This window comes from Arsukibacterium sp. UBA3155, assembly GCA_002364615.1.
Taxonomy (GTDB): Bacteria; Pseudomonadota; Gammaproteobacteria; order Enterobacterales; family Alteromonadaceae; genus Alishewanella.
Map to the genome: position 1 here is coordinate 197,573 of DEYP01000002.1, position 14,773 is coordinate 212,345.

A 14,773-nucleotide genomic window follows, 5' to 3' on the forward strand; every position below is an offset into this window, starting at 1 on the left:
TTGCTGCTCCTATACTGCCAGCTTAAGCCTGGGCTCAGTATAGATGTTCAATCACAACTGAACTTGATTTGTCGCAAATTTTCACAAACTACAAGACAGTACAACGGAAAATAAGCGACAATACCCGCGCTGGACAACCAGCCTTTGTCTGCTTGAGGGAACCTTGCCGTATGCACCAAATTACCGGAAAAAGTTTAATTGGCCTATCATTGGCGTTAACCACGGCTATTTTGTGGGGGATGTTGCCGATAGCGTTAAAAATGGTGCTAGAAGTGATGTCAGCCAATACCATCACCGCCATCCGGTTTCTGGCAGCAGCTGTTATTGTCGGCATATGGCTGGCAGCCCGCGGTAAGTTGCCGGCACTTAAATTGCTGGCCAACCGTAAAGTTGCGGGATTGATGCTGATCGCCGTAGTGGGTTTATTATCAAACTACATCATGTACTTAAGCGGGTTAAATTACCTGAGTGCAGAAACAGGGCAGGTAGTTATTCAATTAGCCCCATTCCTGATGATGCTCGGTGGCATTATTATTTTTAAAGAAAAACTTTTACTGTGGCAGAAAATAGGCGCTGGCACTTTGTTGGGGGGCCTGGTACTGTTTTTCAACGAGCGGCTGGTGCAGCTGGTTATGCAAGCCAGTTCAGAAACGCTTGGTGTAGTATTAGTCATTGCTGCCGGTATTACCTGGGCTGCTTATGCGCTGGCACAGAAACAATTACTGGTTAATTACAGCTCAAAACAAATTATGTATTTGTTGTACGTTGCCGGTACCATTTGCTTTATACCGGTTTCTGATTTTGCACCGTTATTCATGATGAGCTATTTACATTGGGCACTGCTGATATTTTGCTGTCTTAACACCGTGGTGGCATATGGCGCTTTTGCAGAAGCATTACACCACTGGGAAGCATCAAAGGTAAGTGCAGTATTGGCTGTAACGCCTTTATTTACGATTCTTTTTGCCAATATTACCAGCTGGTTGTTTCCGGATTTTCTGCAAGCTCAGCAGCTTAATCTCTGGTCGTGGCTTGGCGCTCTGATGGTTGTTACCGGTTCGGCCTTAACCGCGCTGGCACCACAGTTTGTCGAGTATCGGGCTGCCAAACGGGTCAGAAAGTTACAACGAGACGTGTTTTAACCCGGGAAATATGCGGGCAACAAAAAAGGGCCTTAGGCCCTTTTTACATTCTTTAAGTACGGTCAGTCTCGGTCAACCGACGTAATACTGGTCTATAATTCCGGTCTATTTAACCTGAACAATTTTACAGGTGTTTGACGCCCCGATGGTTTCCATGGCATCACCATGGGTCATAATAACCAGATCGCCACTTTTCAGGCCAGCCTGTTTACGAATGGCGGCAATAGCAGCATCAGCCAATGATTGCTCATGGAGTTCTGTGCTGTCAAAAAATGCCGGATAGACCCCACGATACAGCGCCATCTTATTTAAGGTTTTATCATGACGTGATAACGCATAAATTGGCTGCGGAGAAGTGATACGTGACATCAGCTTGGCAGTGTAACCCGACTCCGTTAAAGCGATAATGGCTTTAATATCGGATAAATGATTAGCGGCATACATGGCAGATAACGCTATCGTTTCACTGATTTCAGTAAAGGCGACGTCCATCCGGTGTTTAGAGATTTGCACACTGGGGTGTTTTTCTGCGCCATCACAAACCCGGGCCATCGCTTTTACGGTTTCAGTAGGATATTTACCCGCCGCAGTTTCCGCAGATAACATCACTGCGTCAGTACCATCCAGCACGGCATTAGCGACATCCATTACCTCAGCACGGGTAGGCATGGGGCTTTCTATCATGCTTTCCATCATCTGAGTGGCCGTTATCACCACACGGTTAAGCTGACGGGAACGAGCGATAATTCTTTTTTGTTGGCCAACCAGTTCAGCGTCGCCGATTTCTACCCCTAGATCACCACGCGCAACCATCACTGCATCCGATGCCCGGATAATATCATCCAGGGTTTCATTGTCAGCTACCGCTTCAGCACGCTCGATTTTTGCCATTAAACGAGCTTCAGAGCCTGCGGCACGCGCTAATTCACGAGCCAGGCGCATGTCATCACCACTGCGTGGGAATGACACAGCAAGAAAATCGACATCTATTTCTGCCGCAGTAATAATATCGGCTTTGTCTTTTTCAGTCAGGGCAGGAGCAGTTAATCCGCCGCCCTGACGGTTAATGCCTTTATTGTTACTGAGCTTGCCGCCAACCGTAACAATGGTGTACACCCGATCACCATCAACGCGCTCAACCTGTAGTTGGATCCTGCCGTCATCCAGTAGCAATAAATCACCGTCGCTTACATCCTGTGGTAGCGCTTTGTAATCAATTCCCACCTGATGATGATCGCCTTCACCTTTTGCCAAGCCGGCATCTAATACAAATTGCTGCCCTTCAGCTAACAGCACTGCGCCTTCTTTGAAGGTCGACACCCGAATTTTCGGGCCCTGCAGATCGCCAAGGATAGCAACATGTGCGCCTAATTTATTTGCGGCTGCTCTTACCATAGTGGCCCGTTCCCGGTGATCATCAGCACTACCATGAGAAAAATTCAGCCTGAACACGGAAGCGCCGGCGCTGATAAGTTTTTCAATAGATTGCTGGGTATTGGTAGCGGGGCCGAGGGTTGCGACTATTTTGGTTCTTCTTGGCATCAGATGCTCCTGCTGTTAAACGCGGATCTTACAAGGTGTTTAGTGTAATGTAATTTTATTACAGAATACAGCGACATTAAGCGCTAACATAACAGGTTGGTGCAGTTGCCCAACCTGTTGACGGGTTAGTTGGTATTTTTAATTGTTAAAGTCTTTCTTTTCAAAGCGTGAACCACGCAGGCTGTCTTTAACTTTTTTCAGATTTTCCCGGAATTTACTGCCCCGACGTAAGGTAAAGCCCGTCGCCAGAATATCAATCAGCACCAGTTGCGCCACTCGTGAGGCCATTGGCATATACATGTCGGTATCTTCCGGTACATCTAAAGACAGCACCAGGGTACATTCACGCGCCAGCGGGCTGTCGTAGGCAGTAATTCCAATAACAGTAGCATCATTTTCCCGGGCAATGGCGGCAATGTCACAAAGGTTTTTGGTGCGGCCGGTATGGCTGATACACACCACCACATCACCGTCTGAACTGTTAATTGCCGACATCCGTTGCATTACGATGTCATCGAAACACACTACGGGAACATTAAAGCGGAAAAACTTATTCTGGGCATCATGGGCGACAGATGCCGACGCGCCCAAACCAAAAAAAGAAATTTTCTTAGCTTGAGTTAATACATCTACAGCACGATTAATAGTATTAATATCAACATGTTGCCTGGCAGTATCTAACGCCGCCATGGTAGACTCAAAAATTTTAGCGGTATATGCCTCAGGGCCATCCTCTTCTTCTACGTGGCGGTTTACATAAGGGGTACCATTGGCCAGGCTTTGTGCCAGATGAAGTTTAAAATCAGGAAAGCCTTTAGTATCAAGGCGCCGGCAGAAGCGGTTAACGGTAGGCTCACTGACATCGGCCATTTTAGCCAGTGCTGCTATACTACTATGTATAGTAATTTGTGGATTAGCCAGAATAACATCAGCAACCTTGCGCTCAGATTTGCTGAAGCTGGTAGCACTACCTACGATTTTTTCCAGTACATTCATCCGCTAATTCCTGATCTATAAGAGTGGCTTTGAAACAAAAATTGTTGCCCGTTTGGTTATACACCAAGCGGGCCGACAAAACAGTATTAAATTTACCACAAAACTGTAATTACATTGCTAAGGCTGCCTTAATATGTAAGATTAGTCAAAATATAAGTTCTAATGTAATTAAATTACAACAAATCAGGTTTACAGCGACATTTCACCGCGTTAGTATGCGTTAAGTGTTGTAAAATTACGTATTATTGCAAGGGTCAGACATGACAACATCAGCACAACATGCCCAGAATAACGCCTGCGATTTAATTTTATTCGGCACGAAAGGTGATTTAGCCCGTCGTAAGCTATTACCGGCCCTGTACCAACTTGAAAAAGCGGGTTTGCTGGCTGCTGACACAAGAATTATCGGCGTAGCCCGTGATGCCATGGATAATGACGGTTATCTTGAGATGGTGAAAACTAACCTGACCACGTTTCTTAAAAAAGAAACCTTAGATGAGACGGTCTGGCAGCAACTTTGCGCACGGCTGTTATATGTGCAGCTGGATTTAACCCAAACCAGTGACTACCTGCAACTTGGAAAACTGGTTGACGCTTCAAAACGCACGCCAGTAAGTTATTTCGCTACCCCCCCCGCATTATTTGGCGATCTGTGCAAAGGGCTGGCTGCTGCAGGCTTAGCAGCAGAACCTTCAAGAGTGGTGCTGGAAAAACCCATTGGCCATGATTTAGCGTCTTCAATCGTTATCAATGATCAGGTAGCGGCACATTTTAAGGAGTGCCAGATTTACCGGATCGATCACTATCTGGGTAAAGAAACGGTGCTTAACCTGCTGGCTTTGCGCTTTGCTAACGCCATTTTTGCATCGAACTGGGATCATAATGCCATAGATCATGTGCAGATTACCGTTGCAGAAGAGGTTGGAGTAGAGGGGCGCTGGAGTTATTACGATGATGCCGGTCAGATGCGTGATATGGTGCAAAATCATTTATTGCAGGTGCTGTCGTTAATCGCTATGGAGCCGCCCGCCAGATTAGATGCCGACAGTATTCGTGACGAAAAACTGAAGGTACTTAAAGCGTTACGCCGGATTGACAGTAGCAACGTTCAGGAAAAAACTGTTCGGGGTCAATATGCCGGCGGTTTTGTTGCGGGCAAACAGGTACCAGGCTATCTGGAAGAAGAGGGCGCCCGTTCGGGCAGTCGCACTGAAACCTTTGTTGCAATCAAGGTTGATATCGATAACTGGCGTTGGGCTGGCGTGCCATTCTATCTGCGTACCGGTAAACGCATGCCTAAAAAACACAGTGAAGTGGTTATTTGTTTTAAACCACAACCTCATAACATTTTTCATGAAACCTACAATGAATTACCAGCCAATAAATTAATTATTCGCCTGCAGCCCGATGAAGGGGTTGAAGTGCAGGTAATGAACAAGATCCCGGGCCTGGGCGAACACATGCGCCTGCAGCAAAGCAAACTTGATTTAAGTTTCGATGAAACCTTCAAGTCACAGCGCATTGCCGATGCTTATGAGCGGTTACTACTGGAAGCGATGCTGGGCAATCAGTATTTATTTGTACGTCGCGATGAAGTTGAGCAGGCGTGGCTTTGGGTTGATGGCATTCTTAACGCCTGGAAAAACAACAACGAGCCGGCTAAAACTTACCAGGCCGGAACCTGGGGCCCGGTCGCTTCCATTTCTATGCTGGCACGTGATGAACGGAACTGGGACGAATAACGGAATTTAACTATGCAATTTCATCAATACAACGACACCAATACACTGAACGAAGACTTTGCGAAACGATTGGTTACCCTGCTAAATGAGGCTATTACAGAGCGGGGCCGGGCCTATTTGGTGGTATCTGGTGGGCGCACACCCACGGCATTGTTTAATGCATTATCGGAAGCTGAGCTGGCATGGGAAAACGTCACCATCTTGCTGGCGGATGAGCGTTTTGTGCCGGTTGATGCCACCGACAGTAACGAGCGTCTTGTTAAAGCGAATTTACTACAAGCAAATGCCGCAAAGGCCGAATTTATCAGTTTATATGCCAGCGCAGCGACGGCTGAACAGTCGATTGCCAAGGTACTACCTCGTATCGCATCATTACCCTCCTTTGATGCCGTTATTCTGGGCATGGGAGAAGATGGTCATACCGCGTCACTGTTTCCATGCAGTGCTGAACTGACTGCAGGCCTGTCTGCTGATGCACCAGCAGTATTAGCCGTTAATCCAACAACAGCGCCGTTTCAGCGCATCTCGTTAAGTTTGCCCCGGCTGCTTGATACACAACATTTGTTTATTCACCTTGTCGGTTCCGGCAAACTTGCCGTGCTAAAGTCTGCACAGGCAGGTACTGATGTTACCAGCATGCCAATCCGGGCTATTTTGCAACAGCCAGATGTAGATGTGGCCGTTATGTACGCCGCTAATTAGAGGAAGCGTTATGAATCCTGTTATTCAACGGGTCACTGACCGTATTATTGCCCGCAGCAGCAAAAGCCGCGCTATTTATCTGGCGCGGATAGAAGAAGCGGGTCAGAGCGGCCCACATAGGGGCGTATTAAGTTGCGGTAATTTGGCTCATGGTTTTGCCGCCTGCAATAAGCAGGACAAAGCTGACTTACGAAGCCTGACCAAAGCTAACATCGGCATTATTTCTTCATATAACGATATGTTGTCGGCGCATCAGCCCTATGAAACGTATCCCGAAATAATTAAGCAGGCTGTTAATGACGTGGGTAGCGTCGCCCAGTTCGCCGGTGGTGTACCGGCTATGTGTGATGGTGTCACCCAGGGGCAGCCGGGAATGGAACTCAGTTTGCTCAGCAGGGATATTATCGCCATGTCTGCTGCGGTTGGCTTGTCTCACAATATGTTTGACGGCGGCCTGATGCTTGGCATTTGTGACAAAATCGTGCCGGGCCTACTAATGTCAGCATTGAGTTTTGGTCATTTGCCTTTTGTCTTTGTGCCAGCCGGACCCATGCCGTCTGGTATTCCTAACAAGGAAAAAGCCCGGGTTCGCCAGCTGTTTGCCGAAGGCAAAGTTGGTAAAGAAGAATTACTCGAGGCGGAATCAGCGTCGTACCACTCTGCTGGTACCTGTACCTTCTATGGTACAGCGAACTCAAATCAGTTAGTCGTTGAAATGATGGGGCTACATTTACCAGGCTCTTCTTTTGTTAACCCTGGTAGTGCGCTGCGCGATGAATTAACCAAAGCCGCCGCGCGTCAGGTTACGCGGTTAACCCAATTAGGCCATGAGTATTTACCCATTGGTAAGCTTGTTGACGCTAAAGCACTCGTCAACGGCATAGTTGGTCTGCTGGCCACCGGCGGCTCAACCAACCACACCATGCATTTGGTTGCTGTAGCGCGGGCAGCGGGTTATATCGTTAATTGGGATGACTTTGCCGAGCTATCAGCTGCCACACCGCTGCTCACCCGGATTTACCCTAATGGCCAGGCTGATATAAACCATTTCCAACATGCTGGCGGCATGGCGTTGTTGATCCGCGAGTTACTGGACGCGGGCTTATTGCATGAAGATGTTCAGACTATCGCAGGGCCTGGTTTACGTCGGTATACCCAGCAGCCGCTGCTAAAAGATGGCAAATTACATTGGGTGGATGCGCCAGCGCAGTCTCTTGACCTTGATGTATTAGCCACCGTTGCCAAACCGTTTAAAAGCCATGGCGGCTTAGAGGTACTATCGGGCAATATGGGCCGCGCCATCTTAAAAACGTCAGCTTTGCGTGATGGTACTGAAGTGATTAAAGCACCGGCTGTGGTATTTCAGAGTCAGCATGAACTAGACGCCGCGTTTAAATCGGGCGAGCTGAATAAAGATTGCATCGTGGTGGTCCGTTTTCAGGGGCCTAAAGCCTGTGGTATGCCAGAGCTTCATAAGTTAACACCACCACTTGGCGTATTGCAGGACAGAGGCTTTAAAGTGGCGTTGGTTACGGATGGCAGAATGTCTGGTGCGTCAGGTAAAGTGCCTGCGGCAATTCATGTCACACCAGAGGCAGTAGATGGCGGCGCCATTGGTCGGATTAGAACCGGTGATATGATTCTGGTAGACGGTAACAGCGGCAAGCTTGAAGTATTAGTTGATGAGGCCGAATTTAACGCCAGAGAGCAGGCGCAAGCCGATTTAAGTCATAATTTTTATGGTATGGGCCGGGAAATGTTTGGCGCAATGCGCGCGCAGTTAAGTGGTGCAGAGCAGGGTGCTTGCAGTTTGTTTGTGACTGAGGAACATTTGCATGGCTAACACCGTTGATTACGCCATTGTTGCTGATATTGGTGGCACGAATGCCCGCTTTAGCCGGGTAAACCTCAATAGCCTTAACCTTGATAAGGTCGCGGTGTATCCCTGCGCAACATTTGCCAGCCTGGCTGACGCACTGGCGCATTATCAGCAAGAGCAACAGCTAAGCAATTTAAAGCATGTTGCTATTGCCATTGCCTGCCCGGTTAACGGTGATTCAATTAGTATGACCAATTTTCACTGGAATTTTTCGGTCAGTGCGATGCAACAACAGCTTGGTTTAGAGCGTTTGCTGGTGATGAATGACTTTACCGCTGTCGCGATGAGCCTGCCGGCCTTAACAAAAAACGATAAGGTGCAGCTTGGTAACGGCACGGCGCAGTCACATCTGCCGATGGCCGTGCTGGGTGCCGGCACCGGCTTGGGTGTTGCCCATCTGATAAGTGTCAATAATCAGTTTATTCCATTGCCCGGTGAAGGTGGCCACGTTGACTGGGCCGCCCAGACAGAGCAGGAATGGTTTATTCAGCAGGTACTGCGTAAAGAATATGGCCATGTCTCGCCAGAGCGGGTGTTATCCGGGCCCGGGCTAGAGGCTATCTATCGTGCGCTGGCATTGCACCGCCAGCTGGACGTTGCCCCGTTATCGGCCGGTGAAATTGGCAGCCTGGCACTGCAGGGAAGTTCTGAACTTGCCAGCGCTACAGTAGCCCAGTTTTTTGCTAGCCTTGGCAGTATTGCGGGCGATTTAGCGCTTACACTCAGTGCGTTTGGTGGCGTGTATGTTGCGGGGGGTATTGCCCCTAAATTATTACCGTTAATGGCTGCAAGTGATTTCAGAACCCGTTTTGAAGCAAAAGGTCGGTTTAGCGCGTTTAATCGCCAGATCGCCACTTATATCGTGACTGCTCCCCAGCCAGGTCTACTTGGTGCTGCAGTTTACTTAAAACAATCTTTGGCGAGTTAATCTATGGCATTTGAAAATTGGCAGCTGCAACCTGCTGAATTATTTGCACAAGGTGCAGTAGTTCCGGTTATTGTAATTAAAGATCTGGCTGACGCCGTGCCTATGGCAAAAGCGCTGTTAGCCGGTGGTATTAAAGTTTTAGAAGTGACCCTGCGAACGCCGGTAGCTCTGGATGCTATCAAGTTGCTGGCGGAGCAAGTTCCCGAAGCGATCGTTGGCGCTGGCACGGTAACTACTGCTACGCAGTTAGAACAGGTTATTGCTGCAGGCGCGAAATTTGCCATTAGCCCCGGTCTGACCCGGGAGCTACTGCAAGCGGGTAAAGACTCCGTTATTCCGCTGATCCCCGGTATTGCCAGTATTTCTGAGCTAATGGAAGGCACGGGCTTGGGCTATACCCATTTTAAGTTCTTCCCTGCGGAAGCCGCCGGCGGCGTAAAAACGTTAAAATCGATTTACGGCCCGTTTTCTGATATCCGTTTCTGCCCTACGGGCGGGATCAATGAAAAGAATTACCTGGAATATCTGGCATTACCTAATGTTAGTTGCGTCGGTGGGTCATGGATAGTCCCGGATACTGCAGTCACTGAAAAAAACTGGTTTATGATTACTGAGTTAACCCGGGTTGCGGTTGAAAGGGCAATTCAGGACAGTTAATTTCAGGCTGCAGCAGCAGCTGATTAAAATCGAAAAAGACCGGCTATTATGCCGGTTTTTTTGAATTTAAAGGACAAAGCGCGTATAGTGGCGCACCTTTTTCATCCAGTACAATCTGTAGCGGACCTTTTAGTGATCTCAACTGCCAATATTACAATGCAATTCGGCGCCAAGCCGTTGTTCGAAAACATTTCCATTAAATTCGGTGAGGGTAACCGTTATGGTCTGATCGGGGCCAATGGTTGTGGTAAATCGACATTTATGAAAATTCTCAGTCGCGAATTAGAACCAACTGCGGGGAATGTTTCCGTTGAGCCGAATCATCGCGTCGCAAAATTGCATCAGGATCAGTTTGCCTTTGAACAGTATTCTGTAATCGATACGGTGATCATGGGCCACAACGAATTGTGGGCAGTCAAGGAAGAACGCGACCGTATTTACGGTAGCAGCGAGATGAGCGAAGAAGACGGCATGAAAGTAGCCGACTTAGAGGTTGCATTTGGCGAAATGGATGGTTACACCGCTGAGTCAAGAGCCGGCGAGTTGCTGATTGGCGTCGGTATTCCGGTAGAGCAACATTTTGGGCTGATGTCAGCCATCGCACCCGGTTTTAAACTGCGGGTTTTACTGGCTCAGGTGCTGTTTGCTGATCCGGAAATTATGTTACTGGACGAACCAACTAATAACCTGGATATCAATACTATTCGCTGGCTGGAGAATGTTCTGACCGAGCGCAATAGCACAATGGTTATTATTTCGCACGATCGGCATTTTTTAAACAGCGTTTGCACCCATATGGCTGACCTCGACTACGGTGAGCTGCGGTTGTACCCGGGCAACTACGATGAATATATGTTTGCCGCTACGCAGGCCCGCGAGCGTTTGCTATCCGATAACGCCAAGAAAAAATCGCAGATTGCCGAGTTACAAACCTTTGTAAGCCGGTTCTCGGCTAACGCCTCGAAAGCCAAGCAGGCAACATCACGTGCTAAACAAATTGATAAAATTCAGTTAGAAGAAGTAAAAGCATCCAGTAGGGTAAACCCGTTTATCCGCTTTGAGCAGCAAAAACAACTATATCGCTTAGCCCTGGAAGTAGAAGGGCTTAATAAAAGCTTTACTGACCTGCATCTGCTTAAAAATCTTAATTTGACGGTAGAGGTTGGTGAAAAAGTCGCTATTTTAGGTGCCAACGGTATCGGTAAAACCACGCTATTAAAGTGTCTGATGGGTGATCTAAAGCCGGAATCAGGTGTCGTGAAATGGTCTGAAAATGTCAAAATTGGCTATTACGCGCAGGACCATGCTCATGAATTTTCTGAGGCAATGAGTTTATTTGACTGGATGAGTCAATGGAAACAGCCCTCAGATGATGAGCAAGCTATCCGGGGCATTTTAGGCCGTTTATTATTCTCACAGGATGAAATTAAAAAGTCGGTGAAAGTGCTGTCAGGTGGCGAAAAGGGCAGAATGCTGTTTGGTAAGTTAATGCTGCAGCGGCCCAACATTCTGGTGATGGATGAACCCACTAACCACCTGGATATGGAATCTATTGAGTCATTGAATATGGCGCTGGAACACTATAAAGGCACCCTGATTTTTGTCAGCCACGATCGCGAGTTTGTGTCAACCCTGGCCAGTCGTATTATTGAAATAACCAATCAGGATATCCGTAATTTCGTTGGTACTTACGAAGAGTATTTAACTGCACAGGCCAGCTGATTTCTGACTTTTCACAGCACTTGATATACTCGCAGCCGGTAACGCGTAATGCAGCCGGCTTGTTTTTTGGCACACCGGCCCCATCTCTTTGTTAACCTATAGTATTTATTCAGTCGCTTAGTTAACAGGAGACGTCAGTATGAAAGTCAATATTGGTATTGAAGAGAACGAACGTAAAGCCATTTGTGAAGGGTTAGCCGTGTTGCTTGCCGACACCTATACCTTGTATCTTAAAACGCATAATTACCACTGGAACGTAACCGGGCCGATGTTTCAAACCTTGCATACGTTGTTTGAAACACAGTATATAGAATTGGCTGAGGCAGTAGATGAAATTGCTGAACGGATCCGGGCATTAGGAGAGTTCGCTCCGGGGTCTTATAAAGAGTTTGCTAAACTGACCAGTATTAAAGAAGCAGAGGGTATTCCTGCGGCAGAAGATATGATTAAAGACTTAGTAAAGGGGCAGGAAGCCATAGCGAAAACCGCGCGTTCTATTGTACCGGTGGCGGATAAGGCCTCTGATGAAGTCAGCCTGGATCTGCTAACTCAACGAATGACGGTACATGAAAAAACGGCCTGGATGCTACGCAGTCTGGTTGCATAGCGCGTTGTGACATAAGCCGTTGTAACTTATTTCGTTTCAAGCATGAAAAAAACAGCGCCGTGGCGCTGTTTTTTTATCCATATTCTTTTAAAATCAGTGTTTAATCGTAATGTCTTTAAAAAGTACTAAGTTTTTCCGGCAAAAACTTGTAAAATCAGCACCAGCAGTAACACTTAAAAGCGTTAGATGCTTTTGGTGCTGATAGACCCAACCGGAGATGTCCCCGATGAACGCCTTGCAATATGCGCAACACGCTGTCGATTTATTTGTGTTCCCCGATAGCTACCTTCGCGTGAAAGAATTAATGGAATCGGAAACAGCCAGTCTGGACGACATCGCTGAAGTTATTTTACTTGACCCTGTACTCACTTCAAAACTATTAAAGTTGGCTAACAGTGCTGTCTATCGCTTGCCCTATCAGGTCGAATCCGTTAGTAAAGCATTGTTAGTATTAGGAAAAACCCAGTTATATAATCTGGTGGTCAGTATCGCGGTCAGCTCTGCATGCAGCAAGTTAGGTTCAGCTTCAATTGATTTGGAACGCTTTTGGGAACAAAGTATTAATGCCGCACTCATTGGCAAATATCTGGCAAACTTTTGTGGTTTGCGACAGCCTGATCGCCTCTATGTTACTGGCTTACTGCACAATATTGGCGAGCTAGTTGTTATGCAACAAGCGCCGGACAATGCGGCACATTGCCAGCACTACAACAATGAAATTAAACCCTGGCAGCTGCAGCAAACTATTCTGGGTTTTACTTATGCTGCCTGTGGCGGAGAACTGTTAAACCTGTGGCAATTACCTGACAGTATTGTTGAACCCCTGACCCGGCAACACAGTACACAGTTTAGTGCTGCCGAGCCTGATGTTTTAATCAGTTATCTTGCAGTGCGCATGGCGCTCGCCAACCAGCACCCTGATCTTTACAGTATTAAGTCATTGATTGATCCTTTTGTGTTGGAACTATTGCACCTGGAACAATCCGACTTAATTAAGGCTATCGATTTTTGTAATACTGAAGGTTTATTTATCCTGTCTGTGTTAAACCCACGTATCAGCACTATTTATTAATCCATTCTGTTACCGGCACTGTTCGCAGTGCCGGCGCTATTATCTGGAACATTGTTATGTCTGAAGCAAAAGTAAAAGCCTCGTTATATACCGCTTATTCCGGCTCGGCCTTGTTAGAAACCCCGCTATTGAATAAGGGCAGTGCCTTTAGCAAAGAGGAACGGGCCGTATTTAATCTGACTGGCTTATTGCCTCCGCGCTTTGAAACGATAGAAGAGCAGGTAAGCCGGGCATATATGCAATATAAAAGTTTTGATTCAGCCATAAACAAGCATATTTACCTGCGGGCAATTCAGGACAACAATGAAACATTGTTTTACCGGCTGGTACAGCAGCACTTAGAAGAAATGATCCCGATTATTTATACCCCGACCGTTGGCGATGCCTGTGAACAGTTTTCTGATATTTATCGCAGCGCCCGTGGCTTATTTATCAGCTTTGAAGATCGGCATAATCTGGATGATATTTTGCGCAATGCCACCAAAGCAAAAGTTAAAGTGATCGTGGTAACGGACGGTGAACGTGTGTTGGGGCTGGGTGATCAGGGTATTGGCGGCATGGGCATTTCGATTGGGAAATTGTCACTTTACACCGCCTGTGGTGGCATAAGCCCTGCCTATACCTTGCCAGTGATGCTGGATGTGGGCACAAATAATGAAAAGCTGCTAAACGACCCGATGTATATGGGACTGCGCCATAAACGGGTTGGTCAGGATGACTACAACGAATTTATTGAGCTGTTTATCAAGGCGGTTAAACGCCGGTGGCCAGACGCCATCTTGCAATTTGAAGACTTTGCCCAGCCCAACGCCATGCCATTACTGCAGCGTTATCGCGAGCAGATTTGTTGTTTCAATGATGATATTCAGGGCACTGCGGCAGTAACGGTTGGCAGCTTACTGGCAGCGTGCTTAAGTAAAAACGTTAAACTTAGTACCCAGAAGGTGGTATTTGTCGGTGCAGGCTCTGCCGGCTGCGGTATTGCCGAGCAAGTGATCAGCCAGATGGTGGCTGAGGGCATCACTGAACAACAGGCAAGACAGCAAATTTTTATGGTTGACCGTGCAGGTTTACTGACCGGAACCATGCCAGACTTACGGGATTTCCAACAAGCCCTGACCCAAAATGCGACCGCTATTGCTAACTGGAATTATAGTGGGGAGTATCCGAGTTTACTTGACGTTATGCACTGCGCCACCCCTGATATACTGATTGGTGTATCAGGTCAGGCCGGGTTATTTACCGAAGAAGTGGTGCGGGCGATGAAAAAAGGCTGCAGTAAACCTATTATATTTCCATTGAGTAATCCGTCGCGTCAGGTCGAGGCTACACCGCAACAGGTCATAGAGTGGACAGAAGGTGAGGTAATTGTCGCCACCGGCAGCCCCTTTGCTCCGGTTGAATATCAGGGTAAACAGCATCTGATAGCACAGTGCAATAACAGTTATATATTTCCAGGTATTGGCCTGGGCGTCATTGCGGTTAAAGCGCGTTTGATCAGTGATGAGATGCTTCGTGCAGCCAGTAAAACCCTGGCGGCGACATCGCCGTTAGCCAACACCGGAAAAGGAGGGCTGCTACCGCCCTTTACTGCACTGGCTGAACTTAGTAAAAAAATTGCGTTTGCTGTGGCAAAGGTGGCTCAGCAACAAGGTTTAGCATTGGAAATTGATGACAATTTACTGCAGCAACGAATTGAAGATAATTTCTGGAAGCCGCAGTATCGGCATTATAAGCGTGTTAGTGGTTAACAGCTTTATATCAGAGCCTTAGCAAAACAAATC

At 47.3% G+C, this 14,773-nt stretch carries 12 protein-coding genes; 10 read left to right on the forward strand and 2 right to left on the reverse strand.

The features are described from left to right. The first annotated feature begins 170 nt into the window (after nucleotides 1-170). The gene (locus B2X65_RS00955; protein ID WP_290609939.1) at nucleotides 171-1,142 is read left to right on the forward strand and encodes a DMT family transporter; all 972 of its coding nucleotides are present in this window, start codon (nucleotides 171-173) and stop codon (nucleotides 1,140-1,142) included. Nucleotides 1,143-1,247: 105 nt separating this feature from the next. On the opposite strand, the gene pyk is transcribed toward B2X65_RS00955, so the two are convergent. Both pyk and B2X65_RS00965 read right to left on the reverse strand, forming a co-directional pair. Beyond that, the gene (pyk, locus tag B2X65_RS00960) at nucleotides 1,248-2,684 is read right to left on the reverse strand and encodes a pyruvate kinase (protein WP_290609941.1); all 1,437 of its coding nucleotides are present in this window, start codon (nucleotides 2,682-2,684) and stop codon (nucleotides 1,248-1,250) included. A gap of 138 nt (nucleotides 2,685-2,822) precedes the next feature. After that, nucleotides 2,823-3,680, reverse strand: coding sequence for a MurR/RpiR family transcriptional regulator (locus B2X65_RS00965; RefSeq protein WP_290609943.1), 858 nt, complete (start codon nucleotides 3,678-3,680; stop codon nucleotides 2,823-2,825). 260 nt (nucleotides 3,681-3,940) lie between these two features. Here B2X65_RS00965 and zwf point away from each other — a divergent pair, with 260 nt between their 5' ends. From zwf to B2X65_RS01010, 9 genes are all read left to right on the forward strand, one after another. Then, nucleotides 3,941-5,422, forward strand: a complete 1,482-nt coding sequence (zwf, locus tag B2X65_RS00970) for a glucose-6-phosphate dehydrogenase (RefSeq protein WP_290609945.1) — start codon at nucleotides 3,941-3,943, stop codon at nucleotides 5,420-5,422. A gap of 12 nt (nucleotides 5,423-5,434) precedes the next feature. Continuing rightward, nucleotides 5,435-6,124 carry a 6-phosphogluconolactonase gene (pgl, locus tag B2X65_RS00975; protein ID WP_290609947.1) on the forward strand — a complete coding sequence of 230 codons (690 nt, stop codon included), beginning with the start codon at nucleotides 5,435-5,437 and terminating at the stop codon, nucleotides 6,122-6,124. Nucleotides 6,125-6,134: 10 nt separating this feature from the next. Continuing rightward, nucleotides 6,135-7,967 (forward strand): phosphogluconate dehydratase, encoded by a 1,833-nt coding sequence (edd, locus tag B2X65_RS00980; protein WP_290609949.1) that lies wholly within the window; start codon nucleotides 6,135-6,137, stop codon nucleotides 7,965-7,967. Next, complete coding sequence (locus B2X65_RS00985) at nucleotides 7,960-8,931, forward strand: glucokinase (RefSeq protein WP_290609950.1); 972 nt, start codon at nucleotides 7,960-7,962, stop codon at nucleotides 8,929-8,931. The genes edd and B2X65_RS00985 overlap by 8 nt, the downstream gene beginning before the upstream one ends. A gap of 3 nt (nucleotides 8,932-8,934) precedes the next feature. Further along, on the forward strand, nucleotides 8,935-9,588 hold the full coding sequence (locus B2X65_RS00990; protein ID WP_290609952.1) for a bifunctional 4-hydroxy-2-oxoglutarate aldolase/2-dehydro-3-deoxy-phosphogluconate aldolase: 654 nt from the start codon (nucleotides 8,935-8,937) through the stop codon (nucleotides 9,586-9,588). A 132-nt stretch (nucleotides 9,589-9,720) separates the two neighbouring features. Beyond that, nucleotides 9,721-11,310, forward strand: coding sequence for an ABC-F family ATPase (locus tag B2X65_RS00995; RefSeq protein ID WP_290609954.1), 1,590 nt, complete (start codon nucleotides 9,721-9,723; stop codon nucleotides 11,308-11,310). Between the two features lie 139 nt (nucleotides 11,311-11,449). Beyond that, nucleotides 11,450-11,917 carry a Dps family protein gene (locus B2X65_RS01000; RefSeq protein WP_290609955.1) on the forward strand — a complete coding sequence of 156 codons (468 nt, stop codon included), beginning with the start codon at nucleotides 11,450-11,452 and terminating at the stop codon, nucleotides 11,915-11,917. Between the two features lie 226 nt (nucleotides 11,918-12,143). Next, nucleotides 12,144-12,989, forward strand: a complete 846-nt coding sequence (locus B2X65_RS01005) for an HDOD domain-containing protein (protein ID WP_290609956.1) — start codon at nucleotides 12,144-12,146, stop codon at nucleotides 12,987-12,989. 56 nt (nucleotides 12,990-13,045) lie between these two features. Continuing rightward, the gene (locus B2X65_RS01010; protein WP_290609957.1) at nucleotides 13,046-14,740 is read left to right on the forward strand and encodes an NAD-dependent malic enzyme; all 1,695 of its coding nucleotides are present in this window, start codon (nucleotides 13,046-13,048) and stop codon (nucleotides 14,738-14,740) included. Nucleotides 14,741-14,773: the final 33 nt, after the last annotated feature.